Source organism: Streptomyces sp. NPDC005820 (genome assembly GCF_040630255.1).
In the GTDB taxonomy this organism is placed as follows: domain Bacteria; phylum Actinomycetota; class Actinomycetes; order Streptomycetales; family Streptomycetaceae; genus Streptomyces.
This window is the reverse complement of record NZ_JBEXXE010000025.1, coordinates 1-22395: the sequence shown is the minus strand read 5'-3', so window position 1 is coordinate 22395 and position 22395 is coordinate 1. Positions and strand designations below refer to the sequence as shown.

Genomic DNA, 22395 nt, shown 5'->3' with positions numbered 1-22395 from the left:
TCCCGGGACGGTATCCGGCCCGGGAACCGTCGACGTCAGTAGATCTACGTACCCCCGCTACTGCGCCGGGATACGGCCCCGCCCGGAATTCGGTTGCCGGTCGGGGCGTCGGCGCGGGCTAATACCCCTATGGCTCACACGGCTGACATTCACGGCTCGTACGACGATCTGTTCTCGGCGGTGCCCCAGGCGCTGGCCGCGTTGCTGGACGGTGGGGACGTGGGCGGCTCGGTGGCCGTGTACGTCGACGGCGAGGCGGTGGTGGACGTCTGGGGCGGGTTCGCCGACGCGGAGCGCACGGTGCCGTGGGAGCGGGACACGATCGCCAACGTCTATTCGGTGACGAAGACGATGACCGCGCTGTGCGCGCTGGTGCTGGCCGACCGGGGCGAGCTCGACCTCGACGCGCCCGTCGCCCGGTACTGGCCCGAGTTCGCCGCGGCGGGCAAGGAGGGGGTGCTGGTCCGGCATCTGCTCGGGCACACGGCGGGTCTGCCGCACTGGGACGGGCCGGTGGCGGAGGTCTACGACTGGCCGGCCGCCACGGCACGGCTCGCCGCGCGGGCGCCGGACTGGGAGCCGGGCAGCGCGGCCGGGTACCACTCGGTCACGCAGGGTTTCCTCGTGGGCGAACTCGTCCGCCGGATCAGCGGCCGCAGTCCGGGCGCGTTCTTCGCCGACGAGATCGCGGGGCCGCTGGGGGCGGACTTCCACATGGGGCTGGGCGCGGAGCACGACGGGCGGGTGGCGCTCACGGTGCCCCCGCCGTCGCGGGGTGACGACTACGCCGCGGGCGCGCCCGACGCCCCCACGGACACCGGCGCGACGGCGTTCCGGGTCCGCGACGGGAACGGCGTGGCCTGGCGGCGGGCGCAGATCCCGGCCGCGAGCGGCTTCGGCAACGCCCGTTCGGTCGCCCTCGTCCAGTCGGTGCTGGCCTGCGGCGGGACGGTCGGCGGGGTGCGGCTGCTGTCGCCGGAGGGCTCTGCGCGTGCGGGCGAGGAGCAGTTCGACGGCGAGGACCGGGTGCTGGGCCGGCCGATGCGCTGGGGCCTGGGCTACGGGCTGTTCGGCGGCACGTACGGCTGGGGCGGCTGGGGCGGCTCGCTGGTGATGATCGAACCCGAGTCGCGGATGACGGTGGCGTATGTGACGCAGCAGATGCGCGAACCGGCCGAGGACACCCGGGGCATGGAGATCGTGATGTCCGTCTACGACGGGCTCAAGGGGCTGCGGGCCTGACAACACCCGACGACACCCGACGACACCCGGCAACGGCGGGGAAGGGAACCTGACCGGGTCCCGTGCGCATCCTGACGGGCATGAGTACCGACACGCTCACGGACCTGGACATCGGCCCCGCCGCCGACCCCGAAGCGGCCGACGAGGGGTGGTGGATCGCCGCCGCCTCCGTCGTGCTGCTCGCCGTCGGGGTGCTGATGGCGTACGGCTTCAATGTGTTCGAGGACCGGCACGCCGGTGCCGAGCTGGACGCCTGCCGCACCCTGCCGAACACCTGGCCGATGTATGCGGCGGCCTGCGCCGGGCTGCTCGCCACCCTCGCGTCCGTGGGCCTCGCCGGACGCCGGCTGCTGCTGTCGCGCCGCCCGCGCGGGCCGGTGCAGATGGCGGGGATGGTGCTGCCGGCCGGGGTCCTGCTGCTCGTCCTGCAGGCCATGATCGTGTGGTCGGTGTTCCAGCCGGCGGCGGACGGAGCGCTCGACTGCCTGCGCTGAAACCGAGGACCGAAAAGGGCCCTGGGCGGGTACGCCCAGGGCCCTTTGCGTACGACCGTCAGATCGTCGCCGTGTCGATCACGAACCGGTAGCGCACATCGCTCGTCAGGACGCGCTCGTACGCGTCGTTGATCTCTTCCGCGGCGATGACCTCGATCTCGGCGCCGAAGCCGTGCTCCGCGCAGAAGTCGAGCATCTCCTGGGTCTGCGCGATGCCTCCGATCGCGGAACCGGCGAGGGTCTTGCCGCCGCCGATCACCGAGAACAGGTTGAGCGAGATCGGCTCCTCGGGGGCGCCCACGTTCACCAGCGCGCCCTCGGGCTTCAGCAGCGAGAGGTAGGCGTTGAAGTCCAGCGGGGCCGAGACCGTGGAGAGGATCAGGTCGAAGGAGCCGCGCAGGTCCTGGAAGGTCTGCTCGTCGCTGGTGGCGTAGTAGTGGTCGGCGCCCAGCTTCAGGCCGTCGTCCTTCTTGCGCAGCGACTGCGACAGCACGGTCACCTCGGCGCCGAGCGCGTGCGCGATCTTGACGCCCATGTGGCCGAGGCCGCCCATGCCGAGGATCGCGACCTTCTTGCCGGGGCCGGCGTTCCAGCGCTTCAGCGGGGAGTACGTGGTGATGCCGGCGCACAGCAGCGGGGCGGCCACGTCGAGGGAGAGGCCGTCGGGGATGCGGACGGCGAAGTTCTCGTCGACGACGATCTTCTCGGCGTAGCCGCCGTAGGTGGGCTCGCCGTCCTTGCCGATCGCGTTGTACGTCCCGACGGCGCCGCCGGTGCAGTACTGCTCCAGGCCGGCCTCGCAGTTGTCGCACTCACGGCAGGAGTCGACGAGGCAGCCGACGCCGACCCGGTCGCCGACGGCGTACTTGGTGACGCCGGGGCCGACCTCGGAGACGATGCCCGCGATCTCGTGGCCGGGGACCATGGGGAACATCGCCTCGCCCCAGCCCTCACGCGCCTGGTGGATGTCGGAGTGACAGATACCGGCGAACTTGATGTCGATCAGGACGTCGAACTCGCCGACCGGACGGCGCTCGATCGTCGTGCGCTCCAGCGGAGCCTTGGCTGCGGGCGCGGCGTACGCGGCAACGGTGGTCATGCCGGGGATCTCCTAGCGGGGGGTTTGTCGTCCCGGCCTGCCTTCCGGCCGGTACGGCGACCAGCCTGCCGCAGCCGGAGGGATTCACCCAGGTCACACCTTTGCGTACGTCTGCCGTGCCTACCACTGGCGGGGTCAGGATGGCAGTCGTACGACCATGAATACTGGACGTATGGACTCAACCCCCGACGCCTCCGGCGCGTCCCTGGACCGGCGCGCCGAGCTGAGCGAGTTCCTGCGCACCCGGCGGGCCCGGCTCAAGCCCGAGGACGTGGGGCTGCCGGACTTCGGCCGGCACCGCAGGGTGCCGGGGCTGCGGCGCGAGGAGCTGGCGCAGCTGGCCGGGGTGTCGGTGGCGTACTACACGCGCCTGGAACAGGGCAACGGGCGCAATGTCTCGGCGGAGGTGCTGGACTCCATCGCGCGGGCGCTGCGGCTGACGGACGCCGAGCACGCGCATCTCACCCATCTCGCGAAGCCGAAGCACAAGAAGAAGCAGGCCGCGCGCCCGCAGCAGGTGCGGGTCGCGCTGCAGCAGCTGATCGACACGATGGACTCCGTGCCCGCGTACGTCGTCGGGCGGCGGGCGGAGATCCTCGCCTGGAACCGGATGGCGGCCGCGGTGTTCGGCGACTGGGCGGAGCTGCCGCCTGCGGAGCGGAACTGGGCGCGGATGGTGTTCCTGAAGCCGGACTACCGGGAGCTGTTCGTGAACTGGGAGCAGAAGGCGATCGACGTCGTCTGCGCCCTGCGCATGAACGCCGGCTGCTATCCCGACGACCCGCGCCTGTCCGCCGTCGTCGGTGAACTCTCGGTCAAGAGCGAGGAGTTCCGCCGGCTGTGGGCGACCCACGACGTGAAGGAGAAGAGCCACGGCGTGAAGCACCTGCGGCATCCGCTCGTCGGTGAGCTCTTCCTCAACTTCGAGGGCTTCAAGCTCGCGGAGGACGGCGATCAGACGCTGGTGACCTACCACGCGGAACCGGGGTCGCCCTCGGCGGAGGCGCTGCGCCTGCTGGCGGCGTGGGGGGTGGACGCGACGCGGGCCGGTTCTCACCCCTGATACGGAGGCGCCGCGCCCCAGCCCCAGGTCGGCACCGGCTGCTCGGCGGGCGGCTTGGCGTCCGGCCCGGAGAAGTACACCGCGAGCCGGGTGCCCCACTCGACGTAGGCGAGGAACGCGGACCGGAACTCCGCGTCCGTGGGCAGACCGGCCTCGTCGGCGGCGTCCTGGACGAGGTTGACCCAGCGCCGCCGCTGGGCCTCGGTAATGCCCAGCCCGAAGTGCTTGGCGACCATGTGGCTGTGGCCGCCCTGGGTGAGCGAGTACGTCTGCGGCCCGCCGAAGACCTCCGCGAGCCAGAGCGCGACGTGCTCGGCGTGCTCGGGGGCCAGACCGGCGAAGACGGGGGCGAGGAGTTCGTCCTCGACGACCTTGGCGTAGAACACCTCGGTCAGCCGGGCGAAGGCCTCCGCCCCGCCCGCCCACGCGTACAGCGTCGGCACCGCGGAACCGGCTCCGCGCACCGCCGTGGCCTTGTAGTGCCGCATCTCCTCTATGGCGCCGATGTAGGGCCGGATCTCGGCGAGGAAGGCGGGGAACAGGTCCGACGTCCGGAACCCCTGGAGGTGGTCCTCCGTGGACGTCCAGGTGATGCGCAGGATGAAGTGCTCGAAGTCCTCCTCGCAGCGGGCGAGTTCGTAGTCGACGCAGTGCGGGGAGGACGCGAGGTGGACCGCGGCGCGGGTGTAGGCGGCGAGGAACTCCGCCGACCGCTCTTCGGGGATCCGGTACCGGATGTACTCGACCGTGGTCTGAGGCGTGGCTGTCTCGGGTGCCGTCATGGGGCTACGCAAGCACGAGGAGACGGGCGGACGCTGCTCTTCCGGGGGTGTGTTCGCTCAGCGCTCAGTCACGGGAGCTCAGTCACTGGAACTCAGTCACTGGGGGAAGCTCGGCCACACGCCCACCGCCGTCACCGAGGTGGTGGTGACACCGGCGGCGCCGCCCGGGAGGAGCAGGCTCGTCTGCTCGTAGTCGTCGTCGCCGATCACCAGGTCCGCGTCGCCGTCCCGGTCGGTGTCGCGCAGCCGGAGGTTCAGCCCGAACCTCTGGTACGCCGTGGGGTCCCCGGGGACGCCTGCGGTGGCCCGGGTGAACCACTGGGAACCGGCGCCGGTCAGGCCCTTCGTGCCGCCGCGCAGGATGTGGACGCCGCCCGCCGACACCGCCGAGCCGACCTTCTCCTCCTCCGCGCTCACCGCGAGGTCCGGGTAGCCGTCGCGGTTGGTGTCGCCCGCGGAGAGCTCGTCACCGAAGCCGTCGTTCTTGGTGGCGGCCGTGGCGACGCCCGAAGTGGACTGGGTGAGGCGGTACTTGGTGGTGGGGCCGGACGCTCCGCCGCGTACGACGACCACCGAGCCGGCGCCGTTGTCGTAGCGGACGTCGCTGACGGCCAGGTCTCCGTAGCCGTTCTTGTCGAAGTCCGCGATGACGCCCGTGGGGCTGTAGTCGGGGACCGCGTTGTTGATCGGCGTGACCCTGGCGGCGGGCTTGACGGTGGTGCCGCCGCGCAGGAACCAGGCGTCCTGGGTCATCTTGTCGTTGCGGTAGCCCTGGCCGAGGACGTACAGGTCGGTGGCCTTGTCCTTGGTGACCTTCCCGGCGACGAGTCCGGTCGGTTCGAGGATGTCGGGCGAGCCCACGGGCAGGTGGTGCTTGGTGACCTTGCCGGTCGTCCCGGTCGTGGAGAAGCCGCCCCGGAAGATGTAGGCGGTGCCGATGGAGTCCACGACCGCCAGGTCCGCCTTGCCGTCGCCGTTGAAGTCACCGGTCTCGACGGCCTTGCCGAAGCCCCGCCGGCTGACGGCGCCCACGGGGAGCCGGGTGGCCTTGGCGCCGAGGCCGGCCTTCGCGCCCCACATGATGGTGACCGCTCCCGAGTCGACCTTGCCGCTCACCTTCTCGGTGAAGTCGGTGACCGCGAGGTCGGCGTAGCCGTCCCGGTTGAGGTCGGCGGCGGCCAGGTCGTCACCGAAGACGTCCCCGTAGCCGCCGGCGTCCCCGGCGGTCCCGGGAATGCCCGCGCTGTTCTGCGTGAACGTCTTCCGCACGGTGCCGGGACCGGTCGCGGTCCCGTACGTCACGGTGAAGGAACCGCCGAGGGAGGCCTGGGCGTAGTCCCGGTAGCCGTCTCCGTTGAAGTCGTCGGCGTACTTCGCGGGCGCGGCCGCGGCGGTCCCCGAGAGGGCGAGCAGCCCGCCGCCAGTGAGGGACACGGCGGTGGCGGTCGCGAGAGCGAGCCGGAACGGGCGGGACGTCCTGCGCGTGAACATGCGTCTCCTGCGTGCGCACGGGGCCGGGCGGGGCCGGTCCCCGGTGATCTTGTGGTGCGGGGTACAGGGGAGACGCACGACGGCGGAAGAGGGTTGTACGTCGTCGCGGAGACGACCGTCTCCGCGACGACCGTCTCCGCGTCACGAGGACGCCGCGTTCTCCTTCACCGTGATCTTGCCCTTGCGGATCGTCGCCACCCGAGGGGCCTTCTTCGCGATCGAGGAGTCGTGGGTGACCATGATGAAGGTCAGCCCGTGCTCCTTCCACAGGCGCTCCAGGACGTCCATGATCTCGTCGCGCATGCCCTCGTCGAGGTTGCCGGTGGGCTCGTCGGCGAGGAGGACCTTCGGCTGCTTCACCAGCGCGCGGGCGATGGCGACGCGCTGCTGCTGGCCGCCGGACATCTCCGAGGGGAGGTGGCCGAGGCGTTCGCCGAGGCCCACCGACTTCAGCGCCTCCGCGGCCCGCTCGCGCCGCTCCTTGACCTTGACGCCGAGCGGGACGAGGGCCGTCTCGACGTTCTCCTGGGCGGTGAGCGTCGGGATGAGGTTGAAGGACTGGAAGACGAAGCCGATGTTCTCGCTGCGGACCTTCGTCAGCTTGGCCTCGGAGAGCTTCGCGAGGTCGGTGCCGTCGAGGACGACCTCGCCCTCGGAGGGGCGGTCGAGGCCGCCGAGCATCTGGAGCAGGGTGGACTTGCCGCCGCCGGTGGGGCCCTGGATGACCAGGCGGTCGCCGTCGGCGATGGTCAGGTCGACGCCGTCGAGGGCGTGGACGATGTCCTTGCCCCGGGTGTAGCGCTTGGTGACGCCCTTCAGTTCGTACATGGTGGCTCCTGGGAGGGGTTCGGGGTGGTGCGCGTTGTCGTTCGACTGCTGGTGCGTTGGGGCTGGTCGCGCCCACGCGGCGGAGCCGCATGGAGATACAGCCCCGCGCCCCTATCGGTTGGCCGAAGCGTCGTTACTCGACGCGGCGCAGTGCGTCCGCCGGGCGCAGACGGGACGCGCGCCAGCCGCCGAAGGCACCGGCGATCAGGCCGCCCGCCACCGCCAGGCCCACCGCGATGGCCACCGTCGTCACGCTCACCGGGGCCGTGAGGGCCACGTCGAGGGTCTTGGACGCCGCGCGGCCGGGGCCGCCGCCGAAGCCGCCACCGCCGCCGCCGGGGCCGCCCTGGCCCATGCCGCCGCCACCGCCGCCGCCGCCCAGGGAGGCTTCCAGGGTGGGGCTGACCGCGGTCACGGCGTACGCGCCGGCGAGGCCCAGGGCGATGCCGAGGGCGCCGCCGAGCAGGCCGTTGACCATGGCCTCGCCGACCACCTGGCCGGTGACCCGGCGGGACTTCCAGCCCAGGGCCTTGAGGGTGCCGAACTCACGGACGCGGCGGGACACCGCGGAGGAGGTCAACAGGCCGGCGACCAGGAAGGCCGCGACGAGGACCGCGATGGACAGCCACTTGCCGACGTTGGTGGCGAGGGAGGAGGCCGTGGAGAGGGAGCCGGAGACGGTGTCCGCGAGGTCGGCAGAGGTCGTCACCGTCGTACCCGAGACGTTCTTCTGGATCGCGGACTTGACGCTGTCGATCTTCTGCGAGTCGGTCGCCTTGACGTAGATCGTGGTGACCTTGTTCTTCGAGTCGCTGATCGTCTGGGCCTGGGTCAGCGGGATGTAGACGTTGGCGGCGGAGTCGCCGCTGTCGGCCGTGGCGACGCCGACCACCTTGAACTTGACGCTCTTGATGGTGACGGTCGAACCGACCTTGAGCTTCTTCTCCTTGGCGTACGCCGAGTCGACGACGGCGACCTTGCCGTCGTTCTCCGTGGTCTTGAAGGTACGACCGCTGGTGATCTTGGAGGAGGTCAGCGGGCCGAGGTCGGGCTGGGTGACGTCGGTGCCGAAGACGGAGTAGTTGTTGACGTCGAAGTCGGCGCCGCCGCCCTGCACTTCACCCTGCGGCTGGCCGTTGCCGCCACCGTTGCCGCCGGGGCCGCCGCCCTGCTGGCCGCCGTTGCCGTTCTGCTGGAACTGGCCGCGGGTGAACTGGCCGCTGACCTTGATGACCTGGAGGCTCAGTCCGCCGACCGCGTCGGCGACGCCGCTCTGCTTGCCGACCTTGGAGACGGTGGTGGTCGCGAGGGTCTGGAAGCCCTGGACCATGACCCGGTCGGTGCTCTGCTCCTCGTCGGAGTCGTTGTCCTGCGCGTCGAACTGGAAGCGCGGGCGGTCCGAGGCGTTCGCGGTGGGTGAGGCGGCCTTGGTGACCGTCATGTCCGTACCCAGGCCGTAGAGGCTCTGCAGGACCTTGTCCTGGGCCTTCCCCATGCCGGAGGACACGGAGGAGACCACGATGACCAGCGCGATGCCCAGCGCGAGTCCGGAGGCGACGACGAGGGCCGCCTTTCTGCGGCGGCGCAGCTCGCGCCTCAGGTAGGTGAAGAACATGCGCCGCAAGGTAGGTACGGCGCGTGATGACTGCATAAGGCAGAAATAAGAGAACGATGAGAAGGCTGTGGTTGACCCCGGAAACAGCGATGCCGCCCCTGGGGGCGGCATCCTGAAACTGTGGGCTGACCAGGGATCAGACGGCTGAGACGGGGCTCAGACCGCCGAACCGGCCTTCCACTGGGCCCAGTCCATGTTCCAGCCGTTGAGGCCGTTGTCCGGGGCCACTGTCTTGTCGCCGGTGTTCTGGACGACCACGACGTCACCGATGATCGAGTTGTTGTAGAACCACGCGGCCGGCGTGCTCGCGTCGTTGGCGCCCTTGGTGTCCGAGAGGCCGACGCAGCCGTGGCTGGTGTTCACCGCGCCGAAGATCGACTTGGCGCCCCAGTAGTTGCCGTGCACGAAGGTGCCGGAGGTGGTCAGGCGCATGGCGTGCGGGACGTCCTTGATGTCGTACTCGCCCTTGCCGTCGTCGTCGGTGAAACCGACCGTCGCGCCGTTCATCCGGGTCTCCTTGAACTTCTCGGAGATCACCATCTGGCCTTCGTACGTCTTGTTGTCGGGCGAACCGGCGGAGATCGGGATGGTCTTGACGACCTTGCCGTCCTGCGTGACCTTCATCTGCTTGGTCTGCGCGTCGACGGTGGTGACCTGGTTGCGGCCGATCTTGAAGGTGACCGTCTTCTGCTGGACGCCGACGACACCGTTGGAGCCCTCGACACCGTCGAGCGCCAGCTTCAGCGTGACGGTGGAGTCCTCCTTCCAGTAGTCCTCGGGACGGCAGTCCATGCGGACGGTGGAGAACCAGTGGCAGACGACCTCCTGGCCGCTGCTGGAGGTGACGGTGATGCCCTTCTGCACGGCCGCCTTGTCGGTGATCTCCTTGTTGAAGTTGATCGAGACGGGCATGCCGACGCCGACGGTCGAGCCGTCCTCGGGCGTGAAGTTGGCTATGAAGCTGTTGTCCGGGGAGACCGTGGTGAAGGACGCGTTCTCGTGGGCTTCGAGGCCCTTGGAGTCCTTCGCGCTGGCGGCGACCTTGTAGGTGGTCGAGCGCTCCAGCTGGGCGTTGGGCTTCCAGGTGGTCTTGTCGGCGGAGAGCGTGCCCTCGACGGCGGTGCCCTCGGCGGTGGTCATCGTCACCTCGGTGAGCGTGCCCTTGCTCACCGTGACGGCCGCCGAGTTGTTGATGGAGGCGTTGTTCGAGCCGTCCGCGGGCGTGATCTTGATCTGCGCCTCGGAGGACTTCTTCGCCGCCGCCTCGTCGGCCTTGGCCTGCGAGGAGCTGTCCTTGCCGTCCGAGGCGCTGCTGTCGCCGCTGGAACACGCGGTCAGCATCAGCACACCGCCGAGCAGTGCGGACGCCGTCATCAGACCTCGGCGCCGCCTACTGTCCGTCATCACACGCTTCTCCATCGTTGCCGATTTCCTGAAACCCCGAGTGTCCCCGTCAACGAACTTAAACGCTGCGACCGGTCGGCCCCGTTCCACATTCTCCGAATGTGTGGGCCACGCCACGTCCACACGGGCGGTGGGGCCCGCCCGGGACGGGTGGTGCGGGGGGTGGTCCGTGCGTCCACTGAGACGACGAAACCCCGGAGGGCGGTTGCCGTCCGGGGTTGACGAATTCCCCGGGCCGCTCAGCCGATGCCGGCTCCATCGCCGTCGTCGTCGTTCTCGTCCCCGCCATCATCCTCGTACGGACCCCACTCAGGCGAGTCCGGGTCGTAGTCGATCTGTTCCGTGGACCAGGATGCCTGCTGGAGCTCCACCCCCGGCACCCCGCTGACCAGGTCGAACGGATCCACGAGGTAGGCGAGGGCCTCCGCGGTGTCTTCCGTCACAGCGCTCCGGGCGTGGCCGCGCTCGGCGTCCGGGAGTTCGGGATCGTCCTCGATCCGCCCGACCGCCGTCTCCGTCAGCCCGTCCGGGTCGTGCACCTCCACCACCAGGTCCACCCGAACCCGTACAAAACGTGATGTCTCCTCAGCGCTCATGCCCGGAGCGTACGGCTCACAGCTCCCGCAACTTTCCCGCGACCCGCGCCTTTCACTAGCATCGGGCCCCAGGGCCAATTCGCCAGCGCCACAAGGGGATCGATATCCGGTGTCATCCGCTCGCCGTCCGTTGCTGACCGCCACCGCCGCGGGCACCCTGCTGGGCGCCCTGTGGTTCGTCCCGTCCGCCAACGCGACCCAGGACACCACGGCGAGAACCGGGACGACGACGCAGGTCACCGCCCAGGCGCGAGCCGCGTCCACGACCACCGTGACGAACGCGACCACCGCGTCCACGACGGCCGACGACGGCACCCGGCTCGCGGACACCGGAAGCTTCGACACCACCCCGTACGTGATCGGCGGAACCACGCTGCTCGCCCTCGGCGCGGGATTCGTCGTCTATTCGGTACGCCGGGAACGCCTGGGTTTTTGAATTGGCTTGACTCTTCTTTGACAGACGTTTCATAGTCCGCGCATGAAGAGAACATCGGGGGCGCGGCTGTGCTCCACCGCCGCGATCGGCGCACTGTCACTCGCTCTGCTGACGGGCTGCTCGTCGGACGACGGGTCGAAGGACTCCGGGAAGTCCGGGGGTTCCAAGGGTTCCTCGTCGTCGTCCTCGTCGTCCGGCTCGGACGCGAAGGCGCGGACCTCGGCCGAGCTGGAGAAGCTGCTGCTCGCGCAGGGCGAGATCAAGGGCTACAAGGTGGCCGGCGGGGACGACACGCTCCCCAAGTCCAAGTCCGCCGTGAAGACCGACAAGGCGGCCTGCGACCCGCTGGCCTGGGCCACGGGCGGGCTCGCCCCGGGCGACACGGACGCCAACGTCAGCAACACCGTCTCCACGGACAAGGCGTCGTCCTCGCCGACCTCGCTGGACGACGTCAGCGAGGCCGACATCGAGGGCGCCTTCGACATCGACATGACGTTCGTGGGCCTCTCCTCGTACGACGGCGACGGCGCCGAGAAGGCCATGAAGGCCGTGTCCGACGGCGTGCAGGCCTGCGCCGGCGGCTACGGCCTCAAGGCCGAGGGCGAGACCTCGAAGGTCACCAAGGTCGCCGCGGAGAAGGGCACCGGGGGCGGCGACGAGTCGGTGGCATTCTCCGAGGACGTCGACATGGACGGCGAGGGCACGGCCACCTTCCACGCCGAGGTGATCCGCGAGGGCAACACCGTGGCGACGTTCTACACGGTCAACTTCGCCGCGTTCGCGGACGGCGGTGAGATGGGCCCGGTGCCGGCGGCCGTGGTCACGGCCCAGCTCGGCAAGCTCAAGTAACCCACCCACCACAACGGGCCCTGCCGTCACACCCGTACGGCAGGGCCCGACTGTGCTACCTCAGCGGTCCGGTGACGGTCTCCGCCGCCGCGACCAGCAGTCCCTCGCGCACGAACGCGTCCGCCGCCGCGAGGTCGGGCGACAGGAACCGGTCGGGACCGGGCCCCTCGACCCCGGCCTTCCGTACGGCGTCCAGGACCGCGCGGGTCGCGGGCGCCGGGGTGAGCCCCTCGCGCAGCTCGATGCCGCGGGTGGCCGCGTACAGCTCGACGGCGATGACGCGCGTGAGGTTGTCGACGGCCGTGCGCAGCTTGCGCGCCGCCGACCAGCCCATCGAGACGTGGTCCTCCTGCATCGCGGAGGACGGGATCGAGTCCGCCGAGGCGGGTACGGCGAGCCGCTTCAGCTCGGCGACCAGCGCGGCCTGCGTGTACTGGGCGATCATCAGCCCTGAGTCGACCCCGGCGTCGTCGGCGAGGAACGGCGGCAGACCGTGGCTGCGGTTCTTGTCCAGCAGCCGGTCCGTGCGCCGCTCGGCGATGGAGGCGAGGTCGGCGACCGCGATCGCGAGGAAGTCCAGGACGTACGCCACCGGGGCGCCGTGGAAGTTGCCGTTGGACTCCACCCGGCCGTCGGGCAGGACCACGGGGTTGTCGACGGCCGAGGCCAGTTCCCGCTCGGCGACGAGCCGGGCGTGGGCCATCGTGTCGCGCCCGGCGCCGGCGACCTGCGGGGCGCAGCGCACCGAGTAGGCGTCCTGGACGCGGGGGGCGTCGTCCTGGTGGTGTCCGGTGAGCTCGGAGCCGGTGAGGACGGCGAGCATGTTGGCGGCGGAGTCGCCCTGGCCCGGGTGCGGGCGGATGGCGTGCAGCTCGGGGGCGAGGACCTTGTCGGTGCCGAGCAGCGCCTCGAGGCTCAGGGCTGCGGTGATGTCGGCGGACTTGTAGAGCCGGTCCAGGTCGGCGAGGGCCATGATCAGCATGCCGAGCATGCCGTCTGTGCCGTTGAGGAGGGCGAGTCCCTCCTTCTCCCGGAGTTCGACCGGGTCGATGCCGGCCTCGGCGAGCAGGTCGGCGGCGGGGTGCACGGTCCCGTCCGGGCCCTCGGCCTCGCCCTCGCCCATCAGCGTGAGGGCGCAGTGCGACAGGGGTGCGAGGTCGCCGGAGCAGCCGAGGGAGCCGTACTCGTGGACGACGGGGGTGATGCCGGCGTTCAGGATGTCGGCCATGGTCTGCGCCACCTCGGGGCGCACGCCCGTGTGTCCCGAGCAGACGGTCTTCAGCCGCAGGAACATCAGCGCGCGGACGACCTCGCGCTCGACGCGCGGGCCCATGCCGGCGGCGTGCGAGCGGACGATGTTGCGCTGGAGCTGGGTGCGCAGCTCCTGGCTGATGTGCCGGGTGGCGAGGGCGCCGAACCCGGTGGAGACGCCGTAGACCGGGTCGGGCTTGGCCGCGAGCGCGTCCACGATGCCGCGGGCCGCCGCGAGGGCCGCGACCGCCTCCCCGGAGAGCTCGACGCGGGCCCCGCCGCGCGCCACGGCGAGTACGTCGGACGCGGTCACCCCGGACGTCCCCACCACCACAGTGTGCATATCCATATTCAGGAGCGTACGCAGTGAAGACGAAGATGTCACCAGTGGGTGCCCGGTTCACCCCTTACCGAATACGTCACAGTGCCCGCGCGGCCGGGTTCAGGGCCGGCCGCGGAAGCTGCGGCGCTCGGCCGCCGGCCGCTCCCCCGGCGGCTCGTCGGCCAGCCGGACGACGGGATCGTCCGGGCCCTCGCGGCCCGCGACCACCGGACGGGCGGCCCGTACGGCCTTGGCACGGTACTGGGCGGCGTCCGCGAGCCGGAAGAGCCTGCGGGCGGTGCGCACGGGCCCGATGGGATCGCCGGTGGAGGCGACCCCGCAGGCCACGCCCTCGCCCAGCTCCAGCTCCCCGGCCCGGCGGCACAGCTCGCCGGCCACCTCCACCACGTCGTCGGCGGTCGGCCCGGCCGCGAGCAGACAGAACTCGTCCCCGCCGAGCCGCGCGGCCAGCGCCCCCGGCAGCATGGCCCCGCACAGCGACAGCACCGACCCGAACCGCTCCAGCAGCCGGTCGCCCACCGCGTGCCCCCGCGTGTCGTTGACCCGCTTGAGCCCGTTCAGGTCACAGACGACCAGGCTCACCACGACACCCCGCGCCCGGTGCCGCTCGACCGCCTCCTCCAGGCGTACGTCGACGGCGCGGCGGTTGGCGAGGCCGGTGAGGGCGTCGGTGAAGGCGAGCCGGCGGGCCTCCTCCAGCCGCTCGGTCTGGGCCAGCCCGGCGGCGACGACGGCCGCGAGGACGGTCGCGAAGTCGGCGTCGGCGCGGTCGAAGACGGGGGTGCCGGAGGAGCGGGCGACATACATCTCGCCCCAGGCGCGCCCGTGCAGCACGATCGGCGCGACGACGCAGGACCCGCGCCCCCGGCGGCGCAGGGCGGCGACCCTCTGGTGGCAGTACCCGGGCCGCCCCGCCGCCGCCCCCTCGGCCGTCTCGACCCAGGCGTTGGGCTCGCCGCCGGACACCCAGCGCTCGTGCAGGAACTCGGTGATCTCGGGGAACTGGTGCACCGGGTAGGCCTCGGTCTCGGGGAACTCCTCCTCGTCGGCGGCCCGGTCCCCCACGTTCACCAGGACCCGCAGCCGCCCGAGGTCCCGCTCCCAGACCGACAGCGCGGCGAACCCGCCGGCCAGCGCCCGGCACGCCCCGAGCGCCGCCGCCCGCCACGACTCCCGGGGTGTGTGCGCGGCGGCCATCCCCTGTGCGAGCGCCACGACGGCCGCGAGGCGTCTGTCCTCACCCATTGCCCCAGGTTAGGGATATTTACTACAAAACGGGACACGAGAGGGCACTTAGAGTGAGGAGGCGGCGTGGGACGGGGGCGTTCACTCCCCCGGCCACCGGGCCGCCCGCTTCTCGTTGAACGCGGCGACCCCCTCCGCCCGGTCCCCCGAGAACGCCGTGGTCCGCCAGGCGGCGTCCTCGACCTCCAGACCCGCCCGCAGGTCCAGCCCCTGCCCGAGGCGCAACGCCCGCTTGGCGGCCCGCAGCCCCACCGGTGAGTTCCCCGCGATCCGCGCGGCCATCACCAGCGCCTCCTCCCGGTCCCGCCCCTCCTCCACCAGCACATCCACCAGGCCCAGCTCCCGCGCCTCCCCGGCCTCCACGCGCCGCGCCGTGAAGATCAGCTCGGCGGCCCGCGCCGCCCCCACCCGGCGGGGCAGCAGCTGCGTACCGCCGCCGCCCGGAATCACCCCCACCGACACCTCCGGCAGCCCCACCACGGCCGTGGGGTCGGCCACGATCACATCGCAGGCGAGGGCCAGCTCGTAGCCGCCGCCCAGGGCGAACCCGTGCACCGCGGCGACGGTCGGCACCGGCAGCTCCAGCACCCCGGTGTACGCCCCGCGCGTGACCGGCCGCTGGCGCCGCAGGTCGTCGTCGCTGAAGGAGTTGCGCTCCTTGAGGTCGGCGCCGACGCAGAACGCCCGCTCGTGCGTCGAGGTGAGCACGACGACCCGGACGCCCCGGTCCTCCCCCAGCGCCGCACACGCGCGGCTGAGACACCGGGCCATCTCGGTGGACACGGCGTTCATGGCCTTGGGCCGGTCGAGCACCAGCTCCGCGACGTGCCCCCCGTCCCCGTGCCGCCGCACCACCACGAACTCCCCGAACCGCTCCTCATCCATGAAGTCCTCCAACGCACCCGGTTAACGACGGTTAACATCCCGTACCCCGATCATCCCAGGCCCGCCCGCCGGAGGAAAGGGCCGACCCGGGCGCGGGGAGCGGGGCGGTTCCCCGGCGGGGCGGGTTCACGCGTCCTCGACGGGGGCGCCCACCCGTTCGAGTGACATCTCGCCCAAGTCCTCCCCGACCGCTCAAGAGAGCGCATAACGTGCGTCCGCCCCGGCGCAGTGGGGGCGTGACCGCAGCGGGAGGGACGCGATGACCGGCACACCGGTGGACGACGCGCAGGTGGAGACCAGTCGGCTCTGGGCGGCGCCGCGGGGGCGGCATCGGCGGCCCCGGCCCCGCAAGGTGCTGTTCGCCGCGGGCGGCCTCGCGCTGGCCGCCGGGGTGCTGAGCCTCGTGCGGATGTCCTCCGGCCCGAGCGGGGTCACCGGTATCGGCACCGCGGAGGCGGAACCCCGCCCCGACCCGGTCACCGGCGCCGACACCGCCACGGACCACGCGGCCAACGCCGGCGCCACCGTCGCGGCCACCCCGCCCCCGCCCTCCGCCATGGGCGCGGCGAGCGCCGAACCGGCCCCCGAGGTCAGCCTGGTCCCCGGCACCCCGGGCGCGCCCACCTCCGTCGCCCTGACCCCGGGCGCCTCCTACACCCCCGCCCCCTCGCACCCCCCGGCCCCCGCCCCGACCCGCACCGCCGCGCCCCGGCCCACTCCGACACCACCCCCGCCCCCGGCCCCCGCGCCCGCCCTCACCCCGCCACAGCCCGAGCAGACCCGGCAGCCGGGGGTGTGCGTCCCCGTCGTAGGGCTGTGCGTGGACCCGCTGAACCTGACGTCCGGGCCGTGAGAGCACGTGCCACAGCCCCGGCCGGATCAGCGCGCGGGGTCATGGGGGGGCGTCCCTCTGGGGGAGCGCGTACCAGACGCCGCGCGCCCGGCCGGGGCTGTGACACAGGCTCCGAGAGCGGCGGTCAGTCGGGTGGGTCCTGGCGGCGGGTCAGGAGCCAGGGCTCGACCACGCCGAGGCCGCGCACCGGGCGCTGCCACATCGGCTGGAGCGCGAAGCGGTACTTCGGCGGCTCCTCGCCCTCCTTCTCCGCCGCCGCGGCCGCCTCGGCGGCCTCCGCCTCCGAGGCCGGCGCGTCCCCGGTGCGGATCAGCTCCTCGGCGAACGCGCTGTCCACGAGCACGGCGTCCCGCGGCGCTATCGACGTCAGCCGCGAGGCCAGGTTCACCGTCGTGCCGAAGACATCGCCCATCCGGGTCGTGACCGTGCCGAAGGCCATGCCGACCCGCAGCTCGGGCATCGTCTCGTCGTTGCCCATCGTCTCGACCAACAGCAGCGCGATGTCGGCGGCGGTGCCCGCGTCGTCCGCCGCGTACAGCACCTCGTCGCCGAGGGTCTTGATCAGCCGTCCGCCACGGGCCGCCACCAGGTCGGCGGAGGTGGTCTCGAACGCCTCGACCAGCTCGCCGAGCTCCTCCTCCTCCATCCGGCGGGTCAGCCGGGTGAAGCCGACCAGATCGGCGAAGCAGACGGCGAGCCGCCGGTCCACCATCTCCTCGTCGTCCGCGGCCTGCACGACCCGCCCGGCCGAGGCGGCGAGCTGCCGGCGCCAGACGTAGACGAGGAACTCCTCCAGCTCGGGCAGCAGCAGTTCGACGATGGGGTACGTGACCTCGGTACGGGTCATTCCCGGCTCGGGCGGCTCGGTCAGGCCCTCCAGGAAGGAGTCGATCTGCCACTCCGCCAACCGGGCGGTGGTCTGCCCCGTGGACCGCGCCACCTGCACCGCCATCGCCTCGCTCAGCAGCCCCGCCTCGACCAGACCGGCCAGCCGGCGCAGCGCCAGGACGTCGGCCTCGGTGAGCGCCTTGGCCTGCCCGATGTCGGCGAAGCCCATCGCCCGCCAGAAACGGGACGCCAGCTCCATGGAGACACCGGCGCTGCGGGCCGCCTGAAACGGGGTGTAGCGCCGCTCGGCGCCGAGAATGAGCTGTTCGAGGCGCAGCGCGAGCGGGTTGCCCTCGTCGGGATCGTCGGAGCCCGTGTCGTCGACGGTCACGCCTGCTGCCCTTCCGATCTTCCGCGGTCAGGTATCGACCGGCCTCAACTCTACGGCAGTGTGCGGTAGCTCACGCCCGTGGAGCCGACGGTAAGTCCCCTTGACGGGGGCGGCACCCGGCGTCGGCTGTTTTTCGCTCACGCGGGCCTCAGATGCACGATGTCCCCCGCCCCCACCGGCTCCTGCACCCCTTCCCGCGTGGCGATCACGAGCCGCCCGTCCCCGTCCACGGCGACCGCCTCCCCCACCACCGACCGGTCCCCCGGCAGCTCGGCCCGCACCTCGCGCCCCAGGGTCGCGCAGCCCGCCGCGTACGCCTCCTGCAGACCGCTCGCCGCGGGGTCGCCGCCGGCCGCCCGCCAGCGGCCGTACCACTCCTCCAGCGACCGCAGAACGGCCCGTAGCAGCGGATCGCGGTCCGTGTTCGCCGCCCCGGCCAGGGCCAGGGAGCCCGCCAGCGGGACCGGCAGTTCGTCCGCGCGCAGGGTGACGTTGACACCGACGCCCACGACCACAGCGCCCTCCCCGGCCCGCTCGGCGAGGATCCCGCCGGCCTTGCGCTCCTCGCCCCCCACGGTCACCAGCAGGTCGTTGGGCCACTTGAGTGCCGTGTCCACGCCCGCCGCCCGCGCCAGGCCGTTGGCGACGGCGACACCGGTGAGCAGCGGCAGCCAGCCCCAGCGGGCGACGGGGACCTCGGCCGGGCACAGCAGCACGGAGAAGAACAGGCCGGAGCGCGGGGGCGCCGTCCACTGCCGGTCCAGGCGGCCGCGCCCGGAGGTCTGCTCCTCGGCCACCAGCACGGCCCCCTCGTCCGCCTTCCCCGCCGCGGCACGGGCCACGAGGTCGGAGTTGGTGGACCCGGTGCGCTGGACGACCTCCAGGTCACCGTAGAAACCGCCGTCGCGGACCAGCGCCCGGCGCAGGGATGTGGCGTTGAGGGGCGGCCGGTCGAGGTCGGACCAGCGGCTGCCGTTCGCGTCTGAGGCATCTCGGGGCGTCATGCAAGCCACCCTAGGTGTGTGAAACGCCGCACTGCTGATCGCTGGACGCAGCACTACTCTACGGATGAGTAACCGTCCCCCCTTTTGAGCAGGCAGGGAGCCGCATCCCGATGTCCGAGCCGGAAGAGCGTCACGAGATCCCAGGGATCGACATCCACACCACCGCGGGGAAGCTCGCGGATCTCCAGCGCCGTATCGAGGAAGCGACGCACGCCGGCTCCGCACGCGCCGTGGAGAAGCAGCACGCCAAGGGCAAGCTGACGGCCCGTGAGCGCATCGAACTCCTCCTCGACGAGGGCTCGTTCGTCGAGCTGGACGAGTTCACCCGGCACCGCTCCACCAACTTCGGCCTGGAGAAGAACCGCCCCTACGGCGACGGTGTCGTGACCGGCTACGGCACGGTCGACGGCCGCCCGGTGGCCGTGTTCTCCCAGGACTTCACCGTCTTCGGCGGCGCGCTGGGCGAGGTCTACGGCCAGAAGATCGTCAAGGTGATGGACTTCGCGCTGAAGACCGGCTGCCCGGTCATCGGCATCAACGACTCCGGCGGCGCCCGCATCCAGGAGGGCGTGGCCTCCCTCGGCGCGTACGGCGAGATCTTCCGCCGCAACACCCACGCCTCCGGTGTCATCCCGCAGATCAGCCTGGTCGTCGGCCCCTGCGCGGGCGGCGCGGTGTACTCCCCCGCGATCACCGACTTCACGGTCATGGTCGACCAGACGTCCCACATGTTCATCACCGGCCCGGACGTCATCAAGACGGTCACCGGCGAGGACGTCGGCTTCGAGGAGCTCGGCGGCGCCCGCACCCACAACTCCGTCTCGGGCGTGGCCCACCACATGGCCGGCGACGAGAAGGACGCGATCGAGTACATCAAGCAGCTGCTGTCCTACCTGCCGTCCAACAACCTCTCCGAGGCCCCGGTCTTCCCCGAGGAGGCGGACCTCGCGCTCACCGACGAGGACCTGGAGCTGGACACCCTCGTCCCGGACAGCGCGAACCAGCCGTACGACATGCACACGGTGATCGAACACATCCTGGACGACGCCGAGTTCTTCGAGACGCAGCCGCTGTTCGCACCGAACATCCTCACCGGCTACGGCCGTGTCGAGGGCCACCCGGTCGGCATCGTCGCCAACCAGCCGATGCAGTTCGCCGGCTGCCTCGACATCAAGGCGAGCGAGAAGGCGGCCCGCTTCGTCCGGACCTGCGACGCCTTCAACATCCCGGTGCTGACCTTCGTCGACGTCCCCGGCTTCCTGCCCGGCGTCGACCAGGAGCACGACGGCATCATCCGCCGCGGCGCCAAGCTGATCTACGCCTACGCCGAGGCCACCGTCCCCCTCATCACGGTCATCACCCGCAAGGCCTTCGGCGGCGCGTACGACGTCATGGGCTCCAAGCACCTGGGCGCCGACCTCAACCTCGCCTGGCCCACCGCCCAGATCGCCGTGATGGGCGCCCAGGGCGCGGTCAACATCCTGCACCGCCGCACGATCGCGGAGGCGGAGGCGAACGGGGAGGACCTGGAGGCCGTGCGCGCCCGCCTCATCCAGGAGTACGAGGACACCCTCCTCAACCCCTACATCGCGGCCGAGCGCGGCTACATCGACTCCGTGATCATGCCGTCCGACACCCGCCGCCACATCGTCCGCGGCCTGCGCCAGCTCCGTACCAAGCGCGAGTCCCTCCCCCCGAAGAAGCACGGCAACATCCCCCTCTAGCCGGCCGGGAGCCGTCATGAACATCAAGGTCGTACGGGGCAACCCGACCCCCGAGGAGCTGGCCGCCGCCCTGGCGGTGGTCCGAGCCCGCGCCGCGGCGGCAGCAGCCACCCCGCCCGGCGCGGAGGGCCCGAGGGACGCGTGGTCCGACCCGGCAAGGATCGCAGGCCACCGCGTCCCCCAGCCGGGCCGGGCGTCATGGACCCGCACCTACTGGCCGGCGTAAATAAGTACCCCTACTCAGGCCAACCCCCCCGGCCAAGCCCCACGCTGGTGGAATGCTGTGGTCAGACCCGAAGAACGAGCCGCCCAAGGAACTCCGCGACATGCAGGAGACCCTGAGGCGGCTCGGCTTCTTCCTCGCCCTGGCCATGGTGGTGGCGATGATCGTGCTGGGCCTACGCTGACCGCATGCGCAGACTCGTCCTCGCCTCCCAGTCCCCCGCCCGCCTGAACCTCCTGCGGCAGGCCGGCCTCGCCCCCGAGGTCATCGTCAGCGGGGTCGACGAGGACGCGGTGACCGCCCCCACCCCGGCCGAGCTGGCCCTCGCGCTCGCGGAGGCCAAGGCGAGCGTCGTGGCGGCGCGCCCGGACGCCAAGGGCGCGCTGGTGATCGGCTGCGACTCCGTGCTCGACCTGGACGGCGAGGCGCTGGGCAAGCCCGCCGACGCGGCGGAGGCCACGGCGCGCTGGAAGGCGATGCGCGGCCGGGCGGGCACGCTCCAGACGGGCCACTGCGTCTACGACACCCTCAGCGGGCGCTACGCCTCCGCGACCGCCTCCACGGTGGTCCGCTTCGGCGAGCCGAGCGACGAGGAGATCGCGGAGTACGTCGCCTCGGGTGAGCCCCTCCATGTGGCGGGGGCGTTCACGCTGGACGGCCGTTCGGCACCGTTCATCGACGGCATCGACGGCGACCACGGCAACGTCATCGGCATCAGCCTGCCGCTGGTCCGCAGGCTGCTGGGTCAGCTGGGCGTCGGCATCACTGAGCTGTGGGCGCCGCCGGAGGCGTGACCCCCGGACCGTCGCCGCCCTCACCGGGCTCCCCGTCCCCGGGCCCCTCGGCCGCGGGACCCTCGGCCGCGGGACCCTCGGTCGCGGGGCCCTCGGCCGAGGGCGCCGGCGGGGCGTCGTACGTCATCAGGAGCAGGACGATCAGCCCGAGCACCACGATCATGAACGCGAACTGCGCCCGGCCGAGGAGCCCCCAGGCGAGCGCACCGAGCAGAGCGTGCGTCACGGCCGCGCTGATCAGCAGGATCCGGCCGGGGAGGGCGGGGGCCCGGTTGCGCAGGGCCACCAGCAGGGCGACCACGCCGCAGGCGGCGAAGTAGAGGCCGAAGACGATCCCGCCGACCTTCGAGGACGTCGACATGACGTCCGGATCGATGCCGGCCATGGACATGTTCTGGGAGTCGGCCATGATCCCCAGGGCCCAGTTCAGCAGCGCGATGCCGAACCCCTCCGCGAACAGCACCAGAGCCACGATCCACGCCAGCGGTCTTCGCACCACCGTTCCCCACCCACTTTCGCCTGCGCTCGATCCTCGATCCCTCGATCCGGAGTCGAGCAGGGTTTCAGTTACCCCAAGTACGTTCGAAACATCGTGAACGCTACTAACGGGTAAACCCGGGGACAAGGGTTCTGTGCGGGGCAAAGAATCGTTGGGCCATTCGTAGGGACTCCACAAAGAAACGGAGTGGGCCGCAGCACGCTCTCACAGAGACCTTGACCACATGAGAGGGCTAGGGTTGCCGGGTGGAGTGCTGCGTACGGCGGTACTACAAGGGATTTCACGGTCGAGTGAGCCTGGCATCACGCTCCGTGTGGGCAAGCTCACCTTTGGGGACGGGTCGATGTGTCGTGTCGGCAGTCCCTAAACTCGGCTTGTTTCAAGGAGGGAGCCTCAATCGTGCGCAAGGTGCTCATCGCCAACCGTGGCGAAATCGCTGTCCGCGTGGCCCGGGCA

At 71.5% G+C, this 22395-nt stretch carries 23 protein-coding genes; 10 read left to right on the top strand and 13 right to left on the bottom strand.

Annotated features, from left to right (window positions below):
- Positions 1 to 129 precede the first annotated feature (129 nt).
- Positions 130 to 1242, top strand: a complete 1113-nt coding sequence (locus ABZ464_RS28675) for a serine hydrolase domain-containing protein (RefSeq protein ID WP_359281161.1) — start codon at positions 130 to 132, stop codon at positions 1240 to 1242.
- An 80-nt stretch (positions 1243 to 1322) separates the two neighbouring features.
- Positions 1323 to 1736, top strand: a complete 414-nt coding sequence (locus ABZ464_RS28670) for a hypothetical protein (protein WP_359281160.1) — start codon at positions 1323 to 1325, stop codon at positions 1734 to 1736.
- 58 nt (positions 1737 to 1794) lie between these two features.
- Here ABZ464_RS28670 and ABZ464_RS28665 read toward each other — a convergent pair whose 3' ends face one another.
- A complete protein-coding gene (locus tag ABZ464_RS28665; RefSeq protein WP_359281157.1) occupies positions 1795 to 2835 on the bottom strand; it encodes an NAD(P)-dependent alcohol dehydrogenase in 1041 nt (346 codons plus the stop codon).
- Between the two features lie 172 nt (positions 2836 to 3007).
- Here ABZ464_RS28665 and ABZ464_RS28660 point away from each other — a divergent pair, with 172 nt between their 5' ends.
- The gene (locus ABZ464_RS28660; protein WP_359281155.1) at positions 3008 to 3898 is read left to right on the top strand and encodes a helix-turn-helix transcriptional regulator; all 891 of its coding nucleotides are present in this window, start codon (positions 3008 to 3010) and stop codon (positions 3896 to 3898) included.
- On the opposite strand, the gene ABZ464_RS28655 is transcribed toward ABZ464_RS28660, so the two are convergent.
- The 6 genes from ABZ464_RS28655 to ABZ464_RS28630 form a co-directional block, all read right to left on the bottom strand.
- Entirely contained in the window at positions 3889 to 4680 is a 792-nt protein-coding gene (locus ABZ464_RS28655) for an antibiotic biosynthesis monooxygenase (RefSeq protein ID WP_359281153.1), read from the bottom strand. The two genes, ABZ464_RS28660 and ABZ464_RS28655, sit on opposite strands and share 10 nt — an antisense overlap.
- A gap of 96 nt (positions 4681 to 4776) precedes the next feature.
- Positions 4777 to 6171, bottom strand: coding sequence for a VCBS repeat-containing protein (locus ABZ464_RS28650; protein WP_359281151.1), 1395 nt, complete (start codon positions 6169 to 6171; stop codon positions 4777 to 4779).
- A gap of 141 nt (positions 6172 to 6312) precedes the next feature.
- The gene (locus ABZ464_RS28645) at positions 6313 to 6999 is read right to left on the bottom strand and encodes an ABC transporter ATP-binding protein (protein WP_359281149.1); all 687 of its coding nucleotides are present in this window, start codon (positions 6997 to 6999) and stop codon (positions 6313 to 6315) included.
- A gap of 133 nt (positions 7000 to 7132) precedes the next feature.
- Positions 7133 to 8614, bottom strand: a complete 1482-nt coding sequence (locus ABZ464_RS28640; protein WP_359281146.1) for an ABC transporter permease — start codon at positions 8612 to 8614, stop codon at positions 7133 to 7135.
- A gap of 156 nt (positions 8615 to 8770) precedes the next feature.
- Positions 8771 to 10033, bottom strand: coding sequence for an Ig-like domain-containing protein (locus ABZ464_RS28635; RefSeq protein WP_359281144.1), 1263 nt, complete (start codon positions 10031 to 10033; stop codon positions 8771 to 8773).
- 224 nt (positions 10034 to 10257) lie between these two features.
- Entirely contained in the window at positions 10258 to 10614 is a 357-nt protein-coding gene (locus ABZ464_RS28630) for a hypothetical protein (RefSeq protein WP_359281142.1), read from the bottom strand.
- Between the two features lie 109 nt (positions 10615 to 10723).
- Between ABZ464_RS28630 and ABZ464_RS28625 the strand changes: the two genes are divergently transcribed.
- On the top strand, positions 10724 to 11050 hold the full coding sequence (locus tag ABZ464_RS28625) for an LPXTG cell wall anchor domain-containing protein (RefSeq protein ID WP_359281141.1): 327 nt from the start codon (positions 10724 to 10726) through the stop codon (positions 11048 to 11050).
- Between the two features lie 42 nt (positions 11051 to 11092).
- A complete protein-coding gene (locus tag ABZ464_RS28620; RefSeq protein WP_359281139.1) occupies positions 11093 to 11899 on the top strand; it encodes a hypothetical protein in 807 nt (268 codons plus the stop codon).
- A 55-nt stretch (positions 11900 to 11954) separates the two neighbouring features.
- Here the strand turns inward: ABZ464_RS28620 and hutH are convergent, their stop codons facing one another.
- From hutH to ABZ464_RS28605, 3 genes are all read right to left on the bottom strand, one after another.
- Positions 11955 to 13493, bottom strand: a complete 1539-nt coding sequence (gene hutH / locus ABZ464_RS28615; RefSeq protein WP_359281478.1) for a histidine ammonia-lyase — start codon at positions 13491 to 13493, stop codon at positions 11955 to 11957.
- Positions 13494 to 13592: 99 nt separating this feature from the next.
- On the bottom strand, positions 13593 to 14738 hold the full coding sequence (locus ABZ464_RS28610) for a GGDEF domain-containing protein (RefSeq protein WP_359281137.1): 1146 nt from the start codon (positions 14736 to 14738) through the stop codon (positions 13593 to 13595).
- Positions 14739 to 14819: 81 nt separating this feature from the next.
- Positions 14820 to 15623: an enoyl-CoA hydratase-related protein gene (locus ABZ464_RS28605; protein WP_359281135.1), complete on the bottom strand. Its 804-nt coding sequence runs from the start codon at positions 15621 to 15623 to the stop codon at positions 14820 to 14822.
- Positions 15624 to 15882: 259 nt separating this feature from the next.
- Here ABZ464_RS28605 and ABZ464_RS28600 point away from each other — a divergent pair, with 259 nt between their 5' ends.
- Positions 15883 to 16476, top strand: coding sequence for a hypothetical protein (locus tag ABZ464_RS28600; protein ID WP_359281132.1), 594 nt, complete (start codon positions 15883 to 15885; stop codon positions 16474 to 16476).
- Between the two features lie 124 nt (positions 16477 to 16600).
- On the opposite strand, the gene ABZ464_RS28595 is transcribed toward ABZ464_RS28600, so the two are convergent.
- Complete coding sequence (locus ABZ464_RS28595; protein ID WP_359281129.1) at positions 16601 to 17695, bottom strand: adenylate/guanylate cyclase domain-containing protein; 1095 nt, start codon at positions 17693 to 17695, stop codon at positions 16601 to 16603.
- A 137-nt stretch (positions 17696 to 17832) separates the two neighbouring features.
- On the bottom strand, positions 17833 to 18699 hold the full coding sequence (locus ABZ464_RS28590) for a biotin--[acetyl-CoA-carboxylase] ligase (protein WP_359281126.1): 867 nt from the start codon (positions 18697 to 18699) through the stop codon (positions 17833 to 17835).
- A 110-nt stretch (positions 18700 to 18809) separates the two neighbouring features.
- Between ABZ464_RS28590 and ABZ464_RS28585 the strand changes: the two genes are divergently transcribed.
- From ABZ464_RS28585 to ABZ464_RS28570, 4 genes are read left to right on the top strand one after another with little or no spacing between them, the layout of a single operon-like run.
- Positions 18810 to 20423, top strand: coding sequence for an acyl-CoA carboxylase subunit beta (locus ABZ464_RS28585; RefSeq protein ID WP_359281123.1), 1614 nt, complete (start codon positions 18810 to 18812; stop codon positions 20421 to 20423).
- A gap of 16 nt (positions 20424 to 20439) precedes the next feature.
- On the top strand, positions 20440 to 20649 hold the full coding sequence (locus ABZ464_RS28580) for an acyl-CoA carboxylase epsilon subunit (protein ID WP_359281120.1): 210 nt from the start codon (positions 20440 to 20442) through the stop codon (positions 20647 to 20649).
- Positions 20650 to 20701: 52 nt separating this feature from the next.
- Positions 20702 to 20830, top strand: coding sequence for a hypothetical protein (locus ABZ464_RS28575; RefSeq protein ID WP_133912730.1), 129 nt, complete (start codon positions 20702 to 20704; stop codon positions 20828 to 20830).
- 4 nt (positions 20831 to 20834) lie between these two features.
- The gene (locus ABZ464_RS28570; protein ID WP_359281118.1) at positions 20835 to 21440 is read left to right on the top strand and encodes a nucleoside triphosphate pyrophosphatase; all 606 of its coding nucleotides are present in this window, start codon (positions 20835 to 20837) and stop codon (positions 21438 to 21440) included.
- On the opposite strand, the gene ABZ464_RS28565 is transcribed toward ABZ464_RS28570, so the two are convergent.
- Positions 21409 to 21939, bottom strand: coding sequence for a hypothetical protein (locus ABZ464_RS28565; protein WP_359281116.1), 531 nt, complete (start codon positions 21937 to 21939; stop codon positions 21409 to 21411). The two genes, ABZ464_RS28570 and ABZ464_RS28565, sit on opposite strands and share 32 nt — an antisense overlap.
- Positions 21940 to 22395 lie beyond the last annotated feature (456 nt).